This window comes from Erythrobacter sp. JB1-4 (assembly GCF_057365025.1).
The window spans coordinates 2,462,353-2,482,533 of the sequence record NZ_CP200292.1 but is presented as its reverse complement, the minus strand read 5'-3'; the positions used below and the strand labels follow the sequence as shown (position 1 = coordinate 2,482,533).

Here is a 20,181-nt window from a genome sequence, read left to right as displayed (position 1 = left end):
ATTAAATGCCCCCCATCGAGTGGCCCGCGATGATATGCGGGCCCGGCACTTCTTTGACCCATGCCTGCCACAGATAGCGCAGATCATCGGTCCAAATCGAGAAATCCTCGATGTGCCCAGTATAGGGGTCTTTGCCCAGTCGCCCCGAACCTGCCTGCCCGCGCCAATCAGAGGCAGTCACGCGCCACCCATCACGGTGCCACTCTTCGAGCGTTTCGAGATACTTCTCGTAGCAATCACCACGCCCGGGCAGAAAAAGGATTGAGCCTCTCGGCGTTGCACCACCCGACGCCCTCCCGGGCCAATCAATGCGCCGCACCTCATGCCCATCGGCAAGCGTCCACATGGTCTCAGTTGCAGCAGGTGGGATCACCCGGCGATCAATCGGTTCCAAATCGCTCTCAGCTAATATTTCAGTCATGAGAGCACGCGCGAGTTCCTGAGCCGTTGATCGTGGTTACTATTTGGTAAGCACTCATCTGTAGCACCCTTTTGAAAGACGCAAGGTTTGCAAGCCTTGCCGGTTGGTTGGTCTTGGCCATTTCGAGGGGCAAACGATGTTAATGACGACTGTTCAATACGGGCTGCTGATTGCCTTGGCAATTGCCCTCCTTTACGCCGCTTTCACCGATATCCGGTCGCGCACTATCGCCAATTGGCTGAATATAGGGATTGCCGCCTTGGCGCCTGTCTTCTGGTGGGCGAGCGGCCTTGCTCTGTGGCCGGATGTTGCGATCCAGCTCGGCGTTGCTGTGGCAGCTTTTGCCGTTTTTGCAGGAATGTTTGCCATTGGCATGATGGGCGGCGGCGATGTGAAGCTGCTGACTGCCCTTGCCCTTTGGATTGAGCCGACTGCCTTTATGCAGCTTTTGTTGGTGATGGCGGTTGCTGGCGGCATCCTCACGCTCGTGATGGCGGTGGTTCACATGATGCGCAGGCAAAAAGAGAAATTAGCGATACCGTATGGCGTTGCAATTGCTTTTGGCGCCTTCTGGGTTCTCGCCCCGCGCTTGAGCGATGTGCCGACATTTGCCTGAATTTGAAGGTGTTCGGACGCTGTGAACCCGATCTTAACTACTTTGGACGTAGCAACGTCAAGCATACCCGCCCGAATTGTGTTGGGCTTACGAAGGGGGCTGAATAGCCATGGATAGGAAGAAACTGGTTCTGCTGCTTGGTGCGTTGATCGTTGCGATCGGCAGCGCCTTTCTTGCACGCAGCATGTTTGCAGGTGACGCGACACCCGTCGCTGTTGCGCAAGAGGAGCCACAAGGACCCAAAGTTCTCGTCGCCAACCGCGCATTGCCCGCAGGCACCATCATTACAGCAGATGCCATGGGCTATCAGCAATGGCCTGAAGAGCTTGTCCAGGACGCCTACTTCATTGAAGGCAACTCTGACATGAGCCAACTTCTTGGCACCGTTGTTCGCTTCCCAGTCACTGCTGGTGAGCCGGTTACCCAAGGGTCGCTTGTGCGCCCCGGTGACCGAGGCTTCCTCGCAGCAGCGCTCGGCCCAGGCATGCGCGCTGTCACAGTTCCTGTGTCCGCAAAGACCGGCGTTGCTGGCTTCGTATTCCCGGGCGACCGTGTTGATATGGTCCTTACGCAAAGCGTTGCTGGTGAAGGCCGTGCGCTTCAAGCTGCTGAAACGGTTCTTCGTAACCTGCGCGTTCTTGCGACCGACCAAACTACCGAACAAGTGACCGATCAAGAAGGCAAGACGGTCGTTCGCGCCTTCCGCACAGTCACCCTCGAAGTGACGCCAAAGATCGCTGAGAAAGTTGCCGTAGCGCAGCAAATCGGCGAACTCACATTGGTTCTGCGTTCGATCTCAGACAATCAGGCCGAACTTGAACGGGCGATTGCTTCTGGTGAGATTGAAATCCCAGCTGATGCAACGCCTGAAGAAGAAGAGCGCTTCTTGCGCACTGCAATGGGCCGTCCGGTCGAAGGTAAGTCTACGTTCCAAACCGGCGGTGATGTCTCACGCTTCCAGCGCAAGTCGATCCCACCTCAAAACGATGGCGGCAACCGCGCACCTCCGCGTACGCCAGCTGCACCAGGTGTACCCGCCAAAGTGGGCGGCGCGCCCGTCTACAAAGGTCCATCGGTCCGTGTGACGCGCGGCAAAGCGACGACCGAAGTGCCGGTAAGCGGCTCAATCACCGCTGCAACCGGCAACCTTAACGGCGCCGTTAGCCAAGGTGTCGGGCAGGCTGGGCAGACCGTTCCATCCGCGCTGAGCACAATTCGGTAACGCTCGAGAACAAGGACAAAAGCCATGCGAGCCGACACCATCACGAACACCCAAAAGGCCATTGTAGCCAGCGGGCAAACAGGGAAATCCAGAGGGGCCCCTAAGATGAAAGCCAAATTTCTTAGCAAAGCGCTGCTTGCCGGGATTGCCATGCTGCCACTTGCAGCCATGCCAACCGGATCAGCAACAGCCCAACAGGTTGTAAGCCCGAATTCTGAGATCGTGCTTTCGATCGGCAAAGGCGAGTTGATCGCTGTGCCAGGGGCCATGACGGATGTGTTCGTTGCAAACGAGCAAATCGCAGACGTTCAGGTTAAATCCCAGCGCCAATTGTATGTCTTTGGCCGCGCTGGCGGTGAGACAACGATTTACGCGAGCAACGCTCGGGGCGATGTCATCTTCTCGGCTAACATTCGCGTGGGCAACAACATCGGGAGCATCGATCAGATGCTCGCTTTGGCAATGCCAGAGGCGAAAGTGAATGTCGCAACGATGGGCACAAACACCGTGCTTTTGACAGGCACAGTAAAAGCTCCCGAAGATGCAGCCGAGGCCGAGCGCCTTGTCGCCGCCTTCCTCGGCAATGAGACCAATGTAATCACCCGTCTCAAGACAGCCACCCCGCTGCAAGTGAACCTTCAGGTGAAGTTCGCCGAAGTCAGCCGCAGCTTGGTGCGCGAAATCGGCGGCAACGTCACCACGATTGATGGCGCGCAAGGCGGCTTTCGCGGCGGTGTTGGAACCGGCCGAGCGCTTACCGGCGATTCAGGCTTTAACACTGGCGGCCCACTTAGCGTAGGCCCAGGTGCAGGCGCTGTAACCGGACAGCGTTTTGTCCGCGATCTTGCAGGCAATATCGTGGTCGATGATCAAGGTATTCCTCAGCTTGTGGATGTTCCCGGAAGCGCGATTGGAACCAACGCCGGTTCAGGCACAACCATCGGCGGGCTTGCCCAACTGTTTGGTCTCGACGTGCTTGGCGCAATGGACCTTTCAGAGCGTCTGGGCCTTATCACAACGATCTCACAGCCTAACCTTACCGCGCTTTCTGGTGAAACCGCTACCTTCCTGGCTGGCGGTGAATTTCCAATCCCGATCTCGCAAGGTCTTGGCAACGTCGCGATTGAATATCGCGATTTTGGTGTAAGCCTCGCATACACACCGACAGTTCTTTCAAACGGCCGGATTTCGATCCGTGTGCGTCCGGAAGTGTCTGAGCTTTCATCGCAAGGCGCTGTGACGCTTAACGGCTTCCAGGTCCCTGCCCTCACAATCCGCCGTACCGAAACGACGGTGGAGCTGGGTTCTGGCGAAAGCTTTATGATTGCCGGCCTTCTCAGCAACAACGCACAAAACTCGCTCGATAAAGCGCCGGGTCTTGGCGATGTGCCGATCCTTGGCAACCTTTTCCGTTCGCGTTCTTTCCGCCGCGGTGAAACCGAGCTTGTGATCGTGGTGACGCCGTATCTGGTGAAACCGGTCAATGAGCGCGACATCACTTACCCAACCGACGGCTTCCGCGCCGCTTCAGAAGCGGAGCAACTGCTGTTGTTCAAGGAAAGCGGCGGTGTAACCGGAGAGCGCCGTCCAGCCCCAACCGCTTCCGAGCGCGAGGCCCCTAATCCAGAAGTTAGCGCTGCGGATCCTGCTGCCATCGTGCCTTCGCGCCCGAGCAAGCAAGATCGCCGCGCCGATGCGAACCGCAACAAACGCAAGCGGGATGCTGGAAACGCTCCTGCCCCTGGCTTCAGCCTCTAAGCCCTCAGCAAAAAGGTTACCGTGATGACAAATACACACACTAACAAGCTGCTGGGCTCTATTGCTCTGGCTCTCGGCGTAACGGTTGCGGGGTGCAGCTCTGGTCCTTTGACTGAAACAAACACCTCACTGTACTCGGTCAATCAGCCCGTGGTGGAACGCACCAATTTTGCGCTGGATGTCGATACCAATCGCTCGGGCCTCTCCATCAGCGAGCAGCAACGCCTCAATGGCTGGTTTGAAACAATGGACCTTCGTTATGGTGACCGCGTCACTATCGAGGACCCCTCATCCAATCCGGCGGTTGCAGATGCCGTGAACACGCTCGCGGGCCGTTATGGCCTGATCGTTGACGGTGTCGCGCCAACAACAGCCGGGCTTTTGGGTGCAGGACAAGCGCGCGTGGTCATCACCCGCTCGACCGCATCTGTGCCAACATGCCCCAATTGGGCTGGCAGATCCGATAGCAATTACAAGAACGAGACCAGCAAGAACTACGGCTGCGCGGTGAACAGCAATCTGGCGGCGATGGTCGCTAATCCTGAAGACCTGCTTGAGGGTCAATCGGGAACGGGTGAAACCGTGATCGCAACCGGCACCAAAGCCATCGCGACACTGCGCGATGCGGAACCAACAGGTGCTGGTGGTCTCCAGAACGCTCAAGCTCAAGGCGGAGGAAACTAACCAATGAACGCTCCATGGAAATCGGGACTTCCCGGCAACCGCGATCCTTTCGCCGCTTACATCTGCGACGATGCAGCCCTCGATGTGCTGCGACCTGTCGTCATCGAAATGGGCTGGCCGCCTGAGAAATGCAACAAAGGCGGTCTTCGCAACGCCGTTCAATCGCTTTCGGTTAGCGCAAGCCCGGCGATTTTGGTCGTTGACCTTTCAGAAAGCGGCGACCCGCTTAATGATATCAATGCTTTGGCCGAAGTTTGCGAGCCTGGCACAGTTGTTATCGCCATTGGCCAAGTCAACGACGTGCGTTTGTACCGTGACCTTTTGGCAAGCGGCATTCACGACTATCTTTTGAAGCCTCTCAACGCGCAGGCCGTGCACGACGCACTTAACGGTGCACTTGCGGTTTTCACTTCGCCTAAAGCAGGCGATGCCGAAGGCGTAAAACGCCACATCTCGACCGCAGTGGTCGGCACACGCGGCGGCGTTGGTGCATCGACGCTGGCAACCTCGCTTTCGTGGCTCTTCAGCGATCATCACAAGGCACCAACCGCCCTGTTTGACCTCGATGTGCACTTCGGGACGGGCGCACTCGCGCTTGATCTGGAGCCAGGTCGCGGTCTCACCGATGCGATCGACAACCCGAGCCGGATCGATGGCCTGTTCATTGAGCGCGCAATGATCCGCGCCAATGACAACCTCTCAATCCTCTCAGCCGAAGCGCCGATTAGCCAACCGCTCATGACCGATGGCGCCGCCTTCGTTCAGCTCGAGGAAGAGTTCCGCCAAGCGTTTGAAATGACGGTAATTGATCTGCCACGCAACATGCTGATCAACTTCCCGCATTTGCTGGCTGATGTGAATTTGGTTGTCCTGACATGCGAGCTTACGCTTGCATCAGCGCGCGATACTATTCGCGTATTGTCTTGGCTCAAAACCAATGCAGCACACGCTCATCCCATGGTCGTGGTCAACAAATTCCAAGCAGGTGTTGCTGAGATCAGCAAATCCGACTTTGAGGCCTCCATCGAGCGCAAAATCGACTTTGCAATTCCATATGACGTGAAAGCGGCATCAAACGCGGCAAAGCTTGGTCAGGTCTTTACCGAGGCGAACAAGAGCTCAAAGGCAACTGCTACGATCAAGCAAATCGCTGAGCGCATCATGGGTGCAAGCGAAGACGATATGGCAGCGCTGACGGAAGAGAAGAAATCGCTTTTGGGCGGCTTTGATCTCAAATCGCTGCTGGCGAAGAAAGATAAAAACGCGGCGCCTGCTGAGGCGGCCGAGTAAACCTAGTCAATGCGCTCCAACGCTTGGGCTTAATCGCCCAACTTTGGAGCGCGGCAGAATTGAACGAACGCTGAGCAAGCCGACGCAGACGGGCAGGACGATACCAAGATGGACATAGTGCAAACCCTGCTGATCACCGTGGTGATCTTTTTGGTCATCGTTGGCGGCTATTTGCTGTTGTCGGGACCGAACATTGGCAAGGCACAAAAACGCCGCGTCGATGCTCTTCGCTATCGCCATTCCGACAGCGCTGATGCCAAGGTTGAATCCCAGCTCAAGAAAGCCATCGCGGCCCGCAAACCCAAATCGCACCGCGTTGCGGGATCGGGCTCACGGGTAGAAGCTCTCGAAGTGCGGCTGGATCGCACGGGTAAGGGTTGGACTCTTTCACAATACATATACGCCTCACTCGGCCTGACGATGGCCGTTGCCGTTGTGATCTTTCTTCAGAGCGGTGCGCCTTTGCTCGCGCTCGGAATTGGCGCGGTCATTGGCTGCGGTCTGCCTCACTTCGTTGTGGGTTTCATGATCAAACGGCGCACCAATCAATTCGTCGCCAAGTTCCCCGATGGGATCGAGCTTCTTGTTCGCGGTCTTCGCTCAGGTCTTCCTGTGGCAGAGACACTCCAAGTGGTTGCCGAAGAAGTCCCTGGGCCGGTCGGCATCGAATTCAAATCGGTGGTTGAGCGGATCAAGATCGGTAAGACCATGGAAGATTCGCTCCAGGAAGCAGGCGACAAGCTGGGCATTCCAGAGTTCAACTTCTTCACCATCACCCTTGCCATTCAGCGCGAGACCGGCGGTAATTTGGCTGAAACGCTCTCGAACCTTGCTGACGTGCTTCGCAAGCGTTCGCAGATGAAGCTTAAGATTAAGGCGATGAGCTCTGAATCGAAGGCTTCTGCTTATATTGTGGGCTCTTTGCCGTTCATCGTCTTTGGCCTCATTTACTGGATTAATCCTGATTATCTTGGGCAGTTTTTCATCGACGAACGCCTCATCATTACCGGCCTTGGTGGCCTTGTTTGGATGAGCATCGGTGCCTTTATCATGGCCAAAATGGTCAGCTTCGAAATCTGATCCGGGAGGGAATTCAAAATGCTTGATCAACCAACCGGACCAACGCTCCTTGGCTTTGATGTTATCCTTGTGGGAAGCATCCTCGCAGGACTTGCCGCCTTTGCCGTTATCATGGCCATTTACGCTGCGGTCACCATCAAAGATCCGATGGCAAAGCGCGTGAAGTCACTCGAGGACCGCCGCGACGAACTCAAAGCCGGTATCGTCACCGGAGGATCGAAAAAGCGTGCGAGCCTCGTTCGCCGATCTGACACGACCGATAAGGTCAAAGACAGCCTTGGCAAGATGAATGTGCTCGAGCAGAGCCAGATCGAGGCGGTTCAGCAAAAGCTCGCGCATGCCGGTATCCGCAACAAAGAGCTTGCGGTTATCGTAATTGGCCTTCGAGCCATCCTTCCGATTGTGTTCGGCGCTATCGGGTTCGTCATGTTTTATTGGGTCGACTATTTCGCTTGGGGCGATGGCTCGATGAAGAAGGTCTTCGCCTTTGGTGCCATGGTCTTCCTCGGCTACAAAGGCCCGGAAATTTACCTCTCGAACCTTGCCAAGAAGCGCACAACCGAAATCCAGAAAGGCCTGCCAGACGCGCTCGACTTACTCGTCATCTGCGCTGAAGCTGGCTTGACCGTCGACGCCGCTTTCAACCGGGTGGCAAAGGAATTGGGTCGGGCCTATCCAGAGCTTGGCGATGAGTTTGCGCTTACCGCGATTGAGCTTTCCTTCCTGAACGAGCGTAAGATGGCATTTGACAACCTTGCCTACCGGGTTGATCTCGAGGCGGTCAAAGGCGTGGTGACCACCATGGTTCAGACCGAACGCTACGGTACGCCGCTTGCCTCTGCTCTGCGCGTTCTGTCCGCTGAATTCCGCAACGAGCGGATGATGCGCGCCGAAGAGAAGGCCGCGCGTCTTCCAGCGATCATGACCGTTCCGCTGATCATGTTCATTCTGCCGGTGCTTTTCATCGTGATCCTTGGCCCAGCGGCCTGTTCGATCACCGATGCTTTGGTCACACCGAGCCAAGAGGGCGGCTAAGGTCACAGCCTTGCGAACCTGAGACCAAAGGGGCCGGTCGCTTTCGAGCGTACCGGCCCCTTTGCATTTAGTCCCCTGACTGATCCGCCAAATGCCCCGCCCGCGCACGCAGCTTTGCAAGCATGGTACGTAGCGCTGCCTCTTCGGCATCATCAAAGCCTTCGAAAAGCTCCCGCTCAGCCGCGCGCGCCGTCGGCATAACCTCGCTATGGATCGCATTGCCCTCAGCGGTCAGCGCCAATAAATGCGAGCGCCCATCGCTCTCATTGGCGACCCTTGCGATCAGCCCGCGTTCTTCGAGCACTTTGCAGGCGCGATTAACCGCCACCTTATCCATCAAAGTCGCCTCGGTCAGATCGCGCTGGGTCAGCTGTCCGCCATGGGTACCTTCATCGCCAAGGACCGCCATCACCCGCCATTCGGTGACTTTCAAACCAAAGCGCGAACGATAGCGCTCTGAGATAAGCCCGCTCACCGCGTTGGATGCGATGGAGAGCTGGTAGGGCAGAAAGTTAGCGAGTTGAAAGTCGGTAGGCTTTGTCATGCCATGCGGTTTCCCATGAAACCAAACCGCGTGCAAGACGCCGCGCTTTTGAGATTACTCGTACGCACGCTCTTCCCACCATGGGTAGAAATCGGGCATGTCCTCGCTGACCTTGCCGGGATACTCAGGCGCGCGTTTTTCAAGGAAGCTTGCGATGCCTTCCTTCGCGTCCTTCCCGCGAGACAGGCGGTAAATTGCGCGGCTGTCGATCTTGTGCGCCTCCATCGGGTGATCGGTGTTCATCATGCGCCACATCATCGCCCGCGTCATTGAGACAGAGACGGCAGAGGTGTTGTCAGCAATCTCGCGGGCAATCGCACGCGCTTCGTCCATCAGGTCCCCGGCTGCATGGACCGAGCGTACGAGCCCGCCCGCTTTGGCTTCGTCTGCGCCGAACACACGGCCCGAATAGCACCACTCCAGCGCCTGACTGATCCCGACAAGGCGCGGCAAGAACCAGCTTGATGCCGCCTCTGGCACGATGCCCCGGCGTGCGAACACAAAGCCATAACGCGCACTTTCTGCCGCCAGCCGGATATCCATCGCAAGTTGCATAGTCGAACCCACGCCCACCGCCACGCCATTGCACGCTGCAATCAAAGGCTTCTTGCTTTCAAACAGGCGCAGCGTCAGCAGGCCGCCCCCATCACGAACGCGTTCATCGGAAAGGCTCTCAACCTCTGCGCCATCGGAGAATATCTGCCCTCCCCCTTCCGGCGTCAAATCAGCGCCCGCACAAAAGGCCCTATCGCCTGCCCCGGTGAAGATCACCGCACGCACATCGTCATCGCCATCAATGTCATCCATTGCCGCGATGATCTCAGCGCCCATGGTGCCAGTGAAGGCGTTCATTTTCTCGGGGCGGTTCAATGTGATGGTGGCAATGCCGTCAGTCTTATCGACCAGAATTTGCGTGTATTCGCTCATGAAAATCTCTCCTGTTTGGCACACTTGGCACACTGTTCAGGGGGAGAAAAGATTTGAGGCCCTGTCCTTGCGCAAATTGGGCGAAAAAGAGGGGTGATAGGCAAAGACATCTCGGCCCACATACCGGGTACATGCACATGTAGGACAGACACAAAAAACCCCGCACCGTGACGCTCACGGGCGGGGTCTTCTTTGATCAAGATCGTGGTGGCTTAGTTGCCGCCTACTGCACCTTCGCTTGCTGACTTGGCAGCGGTGTCGCCTCCGCCAGTCAGGCCGAGCGCTTCGAGCATGTATTTCACATCCGGCTTACGTCCGGCGAAATTCTCATACATCTCAAAATAGTCCATCGTCCCGCCGCGGCTCAGCACGGTTTTGCGATAGTGATCACCTGCCTTGCGAGAGAGGCCACCATTTTCACGGAACCAGCTGCGGCTGTCATGGTCGAGCATCTGCGTCCAAAGATAGCTGTAATAGCCCGCTGAATAGCCAGCAGGCGACGAGAAGATGTGGTTGAAATAGGTGCTGCGATAGCGCGGCGGCACCAAATCAATTTCAAGCCCCAGCTCTTCCAGAGAATTGCGCTCAAACGCGGACACTTTCTCCGGCGTATCAAGGGCTGCTGCCTCTTCCTTGGTCAGAGCTGCCCACTTCATATCGAGGAGCGCTGCTTCCACCACTTCACCAAAGTCATAACCTTGGTTGAACTTCGATGCCGCCTCGATCTTGGCGATCATTTCCGCTGGGATCGGCTCGCCGGTTTCATAGTGGAAGGCGTAGTTTTGCAGCACTTCGGGATATGTCATCCACATCTCGTGGACCTGGCTTGGATACTCAACGAAGTCGCGCGCCGTCGCAGTACCCGAAAGGCTCACATATTTCTGATCAGCAAAGAAGCCGTGCAGCGCGTGGCCAAATTCGTGGAAGGTGGTGTTCACCCAGTCAAAGCTGACGAGTTGTGGCTCACCCTCTGGCGCTTTGGGGATATTCAGCACGTTGTAGATGACCGGCTTTGTCCTTTGCATATAGCTTTGCGGGACAAAGTTGCTCATCCACGCCCCGCCGCGCTTTGATGGGCGCTGGAACGGATCGAAATAGAACAGGCCAAGCTCTGAACCATCGGCCTCGAACACGGTGTAGACCCAGACGTCCTCGTGATAGACAGGCAGGTCCGTGCGGCGTTCAAAGGTCAGGCCGTAAAGCTCTTTTGCCATGAAAAAGACGCCGTCTTCGAGCACTTTATCCAGCACGAAATATTCCATGACTGCATCTTCATCGAGCTCAAACTGCTCGGCTTTGATTTGGTTGGCATAGCGATACCAATCCCACGGCTTCACCTCGTAATCGCCGCCATCCGCTTTAATCGCTTCGTTCAGCATCGCAGCCTCGCGGCGCTGCGTTGCGGCAAGCGCTGGCACCATCTGCTCCATAAAGCCAAGCGCGGTGCTGGGCTTTTCGGCCATACGGTCCCACATGGTGTAGCTTGCCCAATCAGGCTTGCCGAAAATCTCCGCTTTTTCAGCGCGCAGTTCAGAAATGCGGGCGATCAAAAGGCGCGTGTCGATATCGGTTTTACCATCAGCGCGGTGATAGCTTGCCTCAAACAGTTTTTGCCGGCTGGCGCGATTGTCGAGCGCCGGGATCAACGGCTGCTGCGTCGTGTTTTGCAGCGCGATTGCATATTTGCCCTCATGGCCAAGGCTCTTTGCAAAGTCGGCCGCTGAACGAATATCGCCATCGGAAAGCCCGGCGAGTTCTTCGGCGCTGTCAAAGATCACCGGTTGATCCGACATAGCGCCGCGTGCTTGCTGGCTGAATTCGGTGGTAAGCGTGGAAAGCTTGGAGTTGATCGCTTTGACCTGCTCAACCTGCGCATCGGTCAGCAAGGCGCCGGCTTGAACCATGCCCTCGTATGCGCCTTCGAGGAGTTTCGTGTCTTCCCGGTCAAGACCCAGCGAAGCACGCTTGTCATAGACTGCTTTCACACGGGCAAACAGTTCAGGGTTCAGCGTGATGCTGTCGCCATGTGCGGTGAGCTTGGGGCTGATCTCGGTGTTGATCGCATCGAGGCCGTCGGTCGTATTGGTGCCGGTTAGCTGGAAGAACACGCGGCTTACGCGGCTGAGCATTTTGCCAGATTTTTCAAGCGCGACGATGGTGTTTTCAAAAGTCGGCTCGGCTGGATTGTCGATGATCGCTTGGACTTCAGCTGCTTGGATCGCCATGCCCTGTTCGAAAGCGGGCAGGTAGTCGTCTTCGCTGATTTTCGTGAAATCAGGCGCAAGAAACGGCAGCGTGCTGTCCGAGGCAAAATAGCCGGTCCCTTCCGGGATAGCATTGGTGGGAGCTGAGTGCGGAATGGGTTTCGCATCAGCGATGGTGGCGGTGTAGCCATCTTGCCCCGTTGTCGCACAGGCGGCGAGCGCCAGTGTCGAGACGGAAACAGCGAAAGGTGCGAGTTTGAGCGACATGTTTTGTGGTCTCTCTCTTGAGTGATCTGGTCAGCGCGCAAAAGATGTGCGCGCACGATATGGCTAAAATGGTGCTAGAATGTTGCGTTGCCACGCGCAACTTGAATGGGTGATGAGCATGTGTGTTTGTGGACCCGGATGCGCTATTTGTCGGATACACCGTACGCCTACTTGCCCATGACCGCCTTGATGCGCTCATGCATATCGGGCCCGCGCCCCTCGCTTTCCATCCACTCACGGACCAGCGCTTCATCAGCCGACTTGCCATCGGCGCGGTCGAGAAGGCGTTTGTTTGCTGCGTGGGAGAAGTGGCTTTGAGAGGCGATTTGGGTGGCGATGCGCTCGACTTCCGCATCAAAGCCCTCTTGCGGGACCGAGTACTCCGCCAAACCGATGCGCACGGCTTCCTGAGCGCCGAACATTTCAGCTGTGAACATGAGCCGCTTAGCCGTCGCAATCCCCACCCGGCGCGGCAATCGTACACTCATGCCCCAAACCGGGGTGAGCGCGAATTTCGCATGCGTATCTCCAAAACGCGCGGTGTCGCTGGCGATTATAAAATCCGCGGCAAGTGCCACTTCAAGCGCCCCTGTGTAGCAATGCCCATGCACGGCCGCAACGACTGGGATCGGCAGCTTTTCGAGCATCCGCAGCGTCTCAGAATGCCAGCCCTTGGACGGCGGGCTTTCGCCTTCGGAAATCCCGCCAAGGTCATGGCCAGCCGAAAAGCACTTGCCCGCCCCTTGGATCACCACGCAGCCAATGCCGGTTGATTGGCTGAGGTCTTCAATATGGCCGCGAAGGAGGGAAAACATCTCCACGGTGAGCGAGTTGAGTTTGTCGGGACGGTTGAGTGTTAGCTTGGTCCAGCCGTCGAAATCTTCGCGTAGGATTGGTTGGGTCATTCTAGCTACTCTTGTCGTTTGACATATGGTGTAGGCGTCTGTGGAAAATCGTTCGACACAGCACAAAATGACAGATGAGACCTGTCAGTCTTGATCGCTGAAGTCTGTCAAGAAAAGCCGGTAGGCCAGACCATATATTTGGATATAGTGCTCGTTCGCGGTCATTTCCCCATTCGCAAAAGCGATCACCCCTCGTCGCAATATGGGGTCATATTTCATGATCGTAAAAATTCCAGGATCAGCGCCGTCATGACCAAGTAATGGGCGCGATTGCAATGCTCCCGGCGCTAGACTGGTCCCCCAGAAGAGACCCGATGACACTTCATCATCAGGCGCATTCTCAACACCGCGAAGATCAATCCCGCCGATTGCCAATTGCACCACATCAGGGTCCAATACTTGCCTTCCGTCTAATACGCCTCGATTGCTGAACGCGATCAAATAGCGGGCAAGGTCCGATACGGTGGAACGAAGACCTCCGTCAGGCCATGTCGCAAGGGCATAGGGCGGATAAGCAGCGAAACCTTCGTCAGTCCGGCTGTGAAGGACGCCTACTTGTTCGGGGTCAGCTTCGGGGAGGAACCAGGTTGTCGAAGTCATCTGGAGCGGGGTGAAGATTTGGGCTTTCGTATAGTCTGCAAAATCAACACCAACCTTGTCGCTGAGTGCTTGGGCAGCCAGAGCAGATGCGACATTGGAATAAGAGAATTCTTGCCCAGGGTAAGCTTTCAGGAAATTGCCATCAGCGCTGTAAAGGTCGCCATCGTTCCCAAGATACGCTTTCAGATAGCTGTCGAGTGGCAGGGGGTGAACCTTGCTGCCCATTGCATAGGCTTGTTCGTACGCATCTTCTCGATCCACAATACCGGATGTGTGAGTGGCCAGATGCAAGAATGAGATGTCGTCAAAGGCCCCCAACGGATGATTGATCGTGAAGGACAGATATTGCGAAATGGGCTGTTCCAGATCAAAGGTCCCCTGCCCTGCAGCAATGGCCGCAGCTGACCCGATAAATGTCTTGCTGATCGAACCCAGCGGGAAAATCGTATCGGGAGAAATCGGTGTGCGATTGTCGAGGTCAGCGTACCCATAGCCCTTGGCAAAGATCAGCTCGCCGTCTTGGATTACAGCGAACACCACACCAGGTGCGACACCATCCTTAAGCGCTGCTTCAACGCGTTCCTCGAATGCCGAGAATGGTATCCTTGGCGCAAGCTCCAGGGCTCTTGATTGCGTATCTTGTGGCATAGACGCGGAAGGCGCTGCGTCATTTTGAGCACTTGCCTGAGCTATAGGTCCAAGACAGACAAATGCTGCAGCAAATATTCCGCATAGCCTCGTAATGAACGACATAAAAAAGGGCCCCCGGTTTCCTCGAGGGCCCTTCTGAATTTGAAACGCATTGAGCGCCAGTAAAAACTTAACGCGGTGCCATGCGGATACCGCCGTCGAGACGCACGTCTTCGCCGTTGAAGTAGCCGGTTTCGATCATGCACATCGCAAGCTTTGCGTACTCTTCTGGAACACCTAGACGCTTAGGAAACGGCACAGATGCAGCCAGAGCATCGCGCACGTTTTGCGGTGCTGCTGCAAGAAGCGGCGTGTCGAAGATGCCGGGAAGGATCGTGTTTACGCGAACGCCTTCGTTCATCAGGTCGCGCGCGATTGGCAAGGTCATGCCGATCACGCCAGCTTTCGATGCTGAGTACGCTGCCTGACCGATTTGGCCATCTTCACCAGCGACAGAGGCGGTGTTGACGATTGCGCCGCGGTCGCCGTTCTCGCTCATTGGGTCGAGGGTCAGCATGCCAGCAGCGGACTTAGCGATACAGCGGAAGGTGCCGACGAGGTTCACTTGGATGACGAAATCAAACGCGCTCGTTGGGAATTCCTTGATTGAACCATCTTCGCGTGAACGTTTTGCGGTTTTGATCGCATTGCCGATGCCTGCGCAGTTCACGAGGATACGCTCTTGGCCGTGCGCTTCGCGTGCCTTTGCAAAACCTGCATCAACGTCTTCGTCGCTGGTCACATTGACCTTGCAGAAGACGCCGCCGATTTCGGCAGCCATGGCCTCGCCCTTTTCTTCGTTCATGTCGAAGATGGCGACTTTGGCGCCTTTAGCGGCAAGCGCGCGGGCGGTGGCGGCACCAAGGCCCGATGCACCGCCGGTGACGACGGCAGGGGTGTTTGCTGAAACTTCCATTAGTTTTCCTCTCCTAGGGGATCCAAATTAAACAGATTCGATGTTCTGAGTGATTGAAAACGCTCTAGAGCGATTCAACGATGGTGACGTTGGCAACGCCGCCGCCTTCACACATTGTTTGAAGGCCATATCTCTTGCCGTGACGCTTAAGCCCGTGGACGAGCGTCGCCATAAGCTTGGTGCCCGAGGCGCCCAGTGGGTGCCCCAGAGCAATCGCGCCGCCGTGGACGTTCAATTTCTCAGGATCAGCGCCCGTGTGCTTAAGCCAAGCCATTGGAACAGGGGCAAACGCCTCGTTCACCTCGTAAAGGTCGATATCGTCGATCTTAAGGCCAGCACGCTCAAGCGCCTTGTCGGTTGCGAAAAGCGGCTCTTCGAGCATGATAACCGGGTCACCAGCGGTCACGGTCAGATTGTGGATGCGGGCCATAGGCGTGAGGTTGTGACGCTTAAGAGCTTCTTCCGAAACCACCAGAACCGCCGATGACCCATCGCAAATCTGACTTGCGCTGGCCGCTGTCACCATGCCGTTGGGGTCAATCAGCTTAACGCCTGCGATGCCTTCAAGGGTCGCATCAAAGCGGATGCCCTCATCCACCGTGTGCATCTCGGTGCCTTCGGGCGTTTCGATTTCAACGGGTACAATCTCGCCGTCAAACGCGCCCGCTTCGACCGCTGCTTTGGCTTTGAGATGGCTGTTATAAGAAAAAGCGTCGAGCTCTTCCTTTGTCATTCCATGCTTCTTGGCGATCATCTCTGCGCCCATGAACTGGCTGAACTGGACGCCGGGATATTTGTCCTTCACGCCGTCAGACATGTAATTGCCCAGACCCTCTTTCATATGGAGCGTCATATTGGTGCCCATAGGCACGCGGGTCATGCTCTCAACGCCGCTGGCGATGACGACGTCTTGCGTGCCCGACATAACGGCTTGCGCCGCAAACTGGATGGCTTGCTGTGATGAACCGCACTGGCGGTCGATCGAAACAGCAGGGGTCGATTGAGGAAGAAGCTTGGACGCAAGCACGCCCATGCGGCCCACTTGACCTGCCTGCTCGCCTGCTTGGCTGACGCAGCCTGTCACAACATCGTCAATCGCGCTTGGGTCAACGCCGCTGCGTTCCACGACAGCATCGAGGCTCTTTGCTAGCAGATCAACGGGGTGAACACCGGCCAGACGTCCTCCACGACGACCTCCAGCAGTCCGAACAGCATCGACAATATATGCGGTGGCCATAGTCAGCCCCTCCCTTTCCGTTTACGTAAACGTTTCATTTTGCCACCCGTCTATTGCAGCGGGTCACCGGGGAATCAAGCAGGCATTGCACCTGAACGCGCTGAGGTGAGCAAAAACAGCTTGCCGCGCGCATAACTCGTGTCATCGACCCCGTGTAAAATACTGTGTTGCAATCGCGCTACACCCCTGTGTTTTGTTGGCCTCAGGGCCGCTCATCTCTTTTCTTCTCAAGACGTTTGAGCCAAGTCGGCTCGCAGGGACGGACAATGTATGCGTAGTGCACCTTCGCGGTGAGCGGAGACTTCGTCGCTAATGCATACAATCCGTCTTACGAGAGACCGAGTATGCCTCAACCACCAAATCGGATGGGACATATTCAGTCAGTGTTGGTCTGATGCTGAACTCAATTTTGAGTGACGCTGCGGGCCGTCATTAGGGGTAGAAAACCAAATGAAAAAATCATCACAACTACGCCTGAGCGCTGGTAGCTTTGCTATCGGTCTTGCTCTGGCTGCGACCCCTGCGTTCGCGCAGGACGCAGACGTTACGTCGGATGAATCGGCTGAAGAGGGTGATCAGATCCTCGTGACCGGCACCCGTCTGAACGTCAATCCGAACCTTGTTTCGGTTAGCCCGGTTCTTGCTGTTGATGCCGAAGAGATCGCAGTACGCGGTGTCGTTGACATCGAAGACTTGACCAACTCACTGCCGCAGATTTCTGCAGCGCAAACCGCTGACCAGTCAAACGGTGCATCGGGTACTTCGCAACTCGACCTTCGTGGTCTTGGTGCTCAGCGTACTCTGACCCTGATTGACGGCCGCCGCCTTCCATACGGCGACTCAGCATCGATCGCGGTTAACCTCGACCTCGTCCCAACGAACCTCGTTGAGCGCGTCGAAGTCCTGACCGGTGGTTCGTCTGCTGTTTACGGTTCTGACGCTGTAGCAGGTGTTGTGAACTTCGTGCTTAAAGACGACTTCGAAGGCGTTGCAGTCGACGTTCAATACGGTTTTGCTCAAAGCAGCAACGGCCGTGAAGTGTTCGAGCAAGTCCTCGCAGCTGCACAACAGCCAATTCCTGGTTCCGTCACTGACGGCGAAGAAATCAGCGCATCTGTCACCTTTGGTGCCAACCTTGCTGATGGCCGCGGTAACGTAACCGGCTTCTTCGCTTACCAAAACCGTAACGAAATCAGCCAAGGCGACCGTACCGCTTCAGGCTGTGCGCTCGGCGCATCAACCGGTGCCTTCTCGGCAAACGGGTTTGGTTGTATCGGTTCATCGAACTTCCGTCGTTTCAACAACGTCGCTGACTTCGGTGGAACTGACGTCTTCCAACAGGAAACCGGTGAGTTCACTCCGTTCCAAGGTGGTCCGCAAGAGACCTTTAACTTTGGTCCGCAGAACTTCTTCCAGCGTCCTTCCGAAAAATTCCAGTTCTACACCAAAGCAACTTATGAAGTTTCTGAGGCTCTCGAACTGTTTGGTGACGTAAGCTACACCGACGTTGTTTCAGACGCGCAAATCGCACCGTCTGCATCATTCGGCTTCTTCCAGCGTAGCGTAAACTGCGGCAACCCGCTGATCCAAGATCCGCTGTTTGCTAACGGTGGTTCGTTCGCGACTGAAGTTCTTCAGTGTTCTGCTCAGCAGATCGCTGACGATGAAGTCATCAGCGGCATCACTGCAACCCACCGTAACGTCGAAGGCGGCGAGCGTAACTCACGTCTTGAAAACCGTGCGTTCCGCATCGTTGGTGGTGCTCGTGGTACTTTTGCAGAATTCTTCGACTACGAAGTCTTCGGTCAGTACTCAGCAACTCGTGATGAAGACACGTCAACCAACGACTTCATCATCGCTAACCTTGACCAAGCTTTGCTTGTGACGACCGACGCAAACGGCAACGCTGTTTGTATCGATCCATCAGGCGGTTGTGTACCTTACAACATCTTCCAGCGTGGCCCAGGCGGTGAGAGCCTTGTGACTCAAGAGTCACTCGACTTCATCCAAGGCATCGGCATCACCACTGGTGAAACCGATCAGCTCGTACTGGGTGCAACTGTGCAAACAGACCTCAGCGAGTTCGGCATTGCATCGCCATTTGCAGAAGATGCAGGCGTTGGTTTCCTTGTTGGCGTTGAGTATCGCGAAGACACTCTGAACGCGACACCTGACCAGATCAGTCAGCAGCCAGACGGCGGTTTCACCGGCGTTGGCGGCCCGACCCTTCCGGTCTCTGGTGCCGTGGAAGTTACCGAGTTCTTCACCGAACTTCAGGTTCCACTGGTTACTGACAAGCCGTTCTTCGAAGAGCTCGTGTTCAGCACCCAATATCGTTATTCCGATTACACGGTTAACGGCAATGGCGTGACCAACAGCTTCTCGACTGACACCTATGGCTTCCAGCTTACTTGGACGCCTGTCTCGGATCTTACCCTTCGTGGTCAGTTCCAGCGCGCTGTTCGTGCACCAAACGTAGTTGAGCTGTTCACCGGTCAAAGCACTGGTCTTCCTGACCTTGCCCAAGCTGGTACGGACGTAAACGGCAACGGCATCTTCGATCCGTGTTCAGGTGCAGTGCCTGTGGCTTCTGCTGCAGCATGTGCGAACACCGGTGTTACCGCTGCTCAATTCGGTAGCGTTCCAGACGTGATCTCGGGTCAAACCCAAGGTCTGTTTGGTGGTAACCCACAGCTTAGCCCGGAAAGCTCGGACACAATCACCTTTGGTGCTGTGTTCCAACCAGCCTTCCTTCCAGGCTTCAACGCATCGGTTGACTATTTCGACATCGAAATCGAAGACGCGATCGTGAACGGTCTGGGTGCACAAACCATCCTCGACAACTGCCTCGGAACGGGTGAAGCCACTTTCTGTGACCTCATCAACCGTGACGCAGCTGGCTCGCTTAACCCAAGCGGCCCAGGGATTGGCTTCACGCTGACACGGGTTAACGCTGCATCGATCGCAACCGATGGTCTGGACTTCCAGGTCAACTACGGTTTCGACATCGGTGGTGCTGGCGCTGTCGACATCAACTATGCATCAACCTACCTCTTCTCATCTGACTTCACGCCATTCTCTGGCGCTGCGGTTGTTGAGTGTGAAGGTGAGTTTGCTGGTCAGTGTGGTCAGCCAACGGCGACATATCGTCACCGTGTGCTTGTCGGTTGGGAAACCCCGCTTGAAGGTCTGAGCGCTAACGTCACGTGGCGTCACTTCGGCGGTGTCGACAACGACTCAGCAACGCCATCACCAGTTGAGCTTAGCCTCAGCGCTGTGAACTACTTCGACCTTGCGGTCCGTTATGAAGTGTTCGACGGCATCGTGGCACGTGCTGGTGTTAACAACCTGTTCGAAGACAACTTCCCAGTGTCTATCTCTGCAGGTCCGGCTACCAACGGTAACGGCAACACCTACCCTGGTGTGTACGACACCGGTCGCTTCTTCTTCTTCGGCTTCAGCGCTGAACTCTAAGAAAAGCAGACGCTTAAATTTGAAGACGGCGGGTGTGAAAACACCCGCCGTTTTTCTTTGCCCGCGCGAGACGTAGCCACTCGATTGGCCCCGGCCCCTCTCAGTCCTGATTGGCTTTCTGCAGACGGGCCGTCAGCGCGCGTGATTTTACTGTTGCATTCAAGTGACACGTCTATGCATTTATTGCGCAGGGATTTCGCGTTCCCCTTCCAAATTCTTAAGCATTGCGTCACCTCAGGTTCAGGGACTGGCTGGCTTAAACGTAATGGATGATTCCGTGAGGATGATTCTGTCTCGTTAACGGCATGCCC

16 protein-coding genes are annotated in these 20,181 nt (G+C 56.1%); 8 read left to right on the top strand and 8 right to left on the bottom strand.

The features are described 5' to 3' along the window. Position 1: 1 nt before the first annotated feature. On the bottom strand, positions 2–421 hold the full coding sequence (locus tag AC0V61_RS11455) for an alpha/beta hydrolase (RefSeq protein ID WP_486157644.1): 420 nt from the start codon (positions 419–421) through the stop codon (positions 2–4). 136 nt (positions 422–557) lie between these two features. Between AC0V61_RS11455 and AC0V61_RS11450 the strand changes: the two genes are divergently transcribed. The 7 genes from AC0V61_RS11450 (at position 558) to AC0V61_RS11420 (ending at position 8,106) form a co-directional block, all read left to right on the top strand. Continuing rightward, positions 558–1,037, top strand: coding sequence for an A24 family peptidase (locus tag AC0V61_RS11450; RefSeq protein ID WP_486157643.1), 480 nt, complete (start codon positions 558–560; stop codon positions 1,035–1,037). Between the two features lie 109 nt (positions 1,038–1,146). Continuing rightward, entirely contained in the window at positions 1,147–2,259 is a 1,113-nt protein-coding gene (cpaB, locus tag AC0V61_RS11445; protein WP_486157642.1) for a Flp pilus assembly protein CpaB, read from the top strand. A 105-nt stretch (positions 2,260–2,364) separates the two neighbouring features. Beyond that, positions 2,365–4,017 (top strand): type II and III secretion system protein family protein, encoded by a 1,653-nt coding sequence (locus tag AC0V61_RS11440; protein WP_486157640.1) that lies wholly within the window; start codon positions 2,365–2,367, stop codon positions 4,015–4,017. A 24-nt stretch (positions 4,018–4,041) separates the two neighbouring features. After that, on the top strand, positions 4,042–4,701 hold the full coding sequence (locus tag AC0V61_RS11435; protein ID WP_486157638.1) for a CpaD family pilus assembly protein: 660 nt from the start codon (positions 4,042–4,044) through the stop codon (positions 4,699–4,701). A 3-nt stretch (positions 4,702–4,704) separates the two neighbouring features. Next, positions 4,705–5,991, top strand: coding sequence for a pilus assembly protein CpaE (locus AC0V61_RS11430; protein ID WP_486157636.1), 1,287 nt, complete (start codon positions 4,705–4,707; stop codon positions 5,989–5,991). 108 nt (positions 5,992–6,099) lie between these two features. After that, entirely contained in the window at positions 6,100–7,071 is a 972-nt protein-coding gene (locus AC0V61_RS11425) for a type II secretion system F family protein (RefSeq protein WP_486157634.1), read from the top strand. Between the two features lie 18 nt (positions 7,072–7,089). After that, on the top strand, positions 7,090–8,106 hold the full coding sequence (locus tag AC0V61_RS11420) for a type II secretion system F family protein (protein ID WP_486157633.1): 1,017 nt from the start codon (positions 7,090–7,092) through the stop codon (positions 8,104–8,106). A gap of 67 nt (positions 8,107–8,173) precedes the next feature. On the opposite strand, the gene AC0V61_RS11415 is transcribed toward AC0V61_RS11420, so the two are convergent. The 7 genes from AC0V61_RS11415 to AC0V61_RS11385 form a co-directional block, all read right to left on the bottom strand. Further along, positions 8,174–8,650: a MarR family winged helix-turn-helix transcriptional regulator gene (locus AC0V61_RS11415; protein ID WP_486157632.1), complete on the bottom strand. Its 477-nt coding sequence runs from the start codon at positions 8,648–8,650 to the stop codon at positions 8,174–8,176. Between the two features lie 54 nt (positions 8,651–8,704). Then, positions 8,705–9,577, bottom strand: coding sequence for a crotonase/enoyl-CoA hydratase family protein (locus AC0V61_RS11410; RefSeq protein ID WP_486157631.1), 873 nt, complete (start codon positions 9,575–9,577; stop codon positions 8,705–8,707). Positions 9,578–9,789: 212 nt separating this feature from the next. Further along, complete coding sequence (locus AC0V61_RS11405) at positions 9,790–12,048, bottom strand: M3 family metallopeptidase (RefSeq protein ID WP_486157630.1); 2,259 nt, start codon at positions 12,046–12,048, stop codon at positions 9,790–9,792. 167 nt (positions 12,049–12,215) lie between these two features. Continuing rightward, the gene (locus AC0V61_RS11400) at positions 12,216–12,953 is read right to left on the bottom strand and encodes an enoyl-CoA hydratase/isomerase family protein (RefSeq protein WP_486157629.1); all 738 of its coding nucleotides are present in this window, start codon (positions 12,951–12,953) and stop codon (positions 12,216–12,218) included. 84 nt (positions 12,954–13,037) lie between these two features. Beyond that, entirely contained in the window at positions 13,038–14,201 is a 1,164-nt protein-coding gene (locus AC0V61_RS11395; protein ID WP_486157627.1) for a serine hydrolase domain-containing protein, read from the bottom strand. Positions 14,202–14,373: 172 nt separating this feature from the next. After that, positions 14,374–15,159 carry an SDR family NAD(P)-dependent oxidoreductase gene (locus AC0V61_RS11390; protein ID WP_486157625.1) on the bottom strand — a complete coding sequence of 262 codons (786 nt, stop codon included), beginning with the start codon at positions 15,157–15,159 and terminating at the stop codon, positions 14,374–14,376. 64 nt (positions 15,160–15,223) lie between these two features. Then, entirely contained in the window at positions 15,224–16,396 is a 1,173-nt protein-coding gene (locus tag AC0V61_RS11385) for an acetyl-CoA C-acetyltransferase (protein ID WP_486157623.1), read from the bottom strand. A 450-nt stretch (positions 16,397–16,846) separates the two neighbouring features. On the opposite strand from AC0V61_RS11385, the gene AC0V61_RS11380 reads away from it, so the two are divergent. Next, the gene (locus tag AC0V61_RS11380; RefSeq protein WP_486157622.1) at positions 16,847–19,870 is read left to right on the top strand and encodes a TonB-dependent receptor domain-containing protein; all 3,024 of its coding nucleotides are present in this window, start codon (positions 16,847–16,849) and stop codon (positions 19,868–19,870) included. The last annotated feature ends 311 nt before the right edge of the window (positions 19,871–20,181 follow it).

Bases quoted from the DNA above. Each gene is read 5' to 3' on its own strand.
- AC0V61_RS11455 (WP_486157644.1), bottom strand. From the start codon at position 421: ATGACTGAAATATTAGCTGAGAGCGATTTGGAACCGATTGATCGCCGG.
- AC0V61_RS11450 (WP_486157643.1), top strand. From the start codon at position 558: ATGTTAATGACGACTGTTCAATACGGGCTGCTGATTGCCTTGGCAATT.
- cpaB (WP_486157642.1), top strand. From the start codon at position 1,147: ATGGATAGGAAGAAACTGGTTCTGCTGCTTGGTGCGTTGATCGTTGCG.
- AC0V61_RS11440 (WP_486157640.1), top strand. From the start codon at position 2,365: ATGAAAGCCAAATTTCTTAGCAAAGCGCTGCTTGCCGGGATTGCCATG.
- AC0V61_RS11435 (WP_486157638.1), top strand. From the start codon at position 4,042: ATGACAAATACACACACTAACAAGCTGCTGGGCTCTATTGCTCTGGCT.
- AC0V61_RS11430 (WP_486157636.1), top strand. From the start codon at position 4,705: ATGAACGCTCCATGGAAATCGGGACTTCCCGGCAACCGCGATCCTTTC.
- AC0V61_RS11425 (WP_486157634.1), top strand. From the start codon at position 6,100: ATGGACATAGTGCAAACCCTGCTGATCACCGTGGTGATCTTTTTGGTC.
- AC0V61_RS11420 (WP_486157633.1), top strand. From the start codon at position 7,090: ATGCTTGATCAACCAACCGGACCAACGCTCCTTGGCTTTGATGTTATC.
- AC0V61_RS11415 (WP_486157632.1), bottom strand. From the start codon at position 8,650: ATGACAAAGCCTACCGACTTTCAACTCGCTAACTTTCTGCCCTACCAG.
- AC0V61_RS11410 (WP_486157631.1), bottom strand. From the start codon at position 9,577: ATGAGCGAATACACGCAAATTCTGGTCGATAAGACTGACGGCATTGCC.
- AC0V61_RS11405 (WP_486157630.1), bottom strand. From the start codon at position 12,048: ATGTCGCTCAAACTCGCACCTTTCGCTGTTTCCGTCTCGACACTGGCG.
- AC0V61_RS11400 (WP_486157629.1), bottom strand. From the start codon at position 12,953: ATGACCCAACCAATCCTACGCGAAGATTTCGACGGCTGGACCAAGCTA.
- AC0V61_RS11395 (WP_486157627.1), bottom strand. From the start codon at position 14,201: ATGCCACAAGATACGCAATCAAGAGCCCTGGAGCTTGCGCCAAGGATA.
- AC0V61_RS11390 (WP_486157625.1), bottom strand. From the start codon at position 15,159: ATGGAAGTTTCAGCAAACACCCCTGCCGTCGTCACCGGCGGTGCATCG.
- AC0V61_RS11385 (WP_486157623.1), bottom strand. From the start codon at position 16,396: ATGGCCACCGCATATATTGTCGATGCTGTTCGGACTGCTGGAGGTCGT.
- AC0V61_RS11380 (WP_486157622.1), top strand. From the start codon at position 16,847: ATGAAAAAATCATCACAACTACGCCTGAGCGCTGGTAGCTTTGCTATC.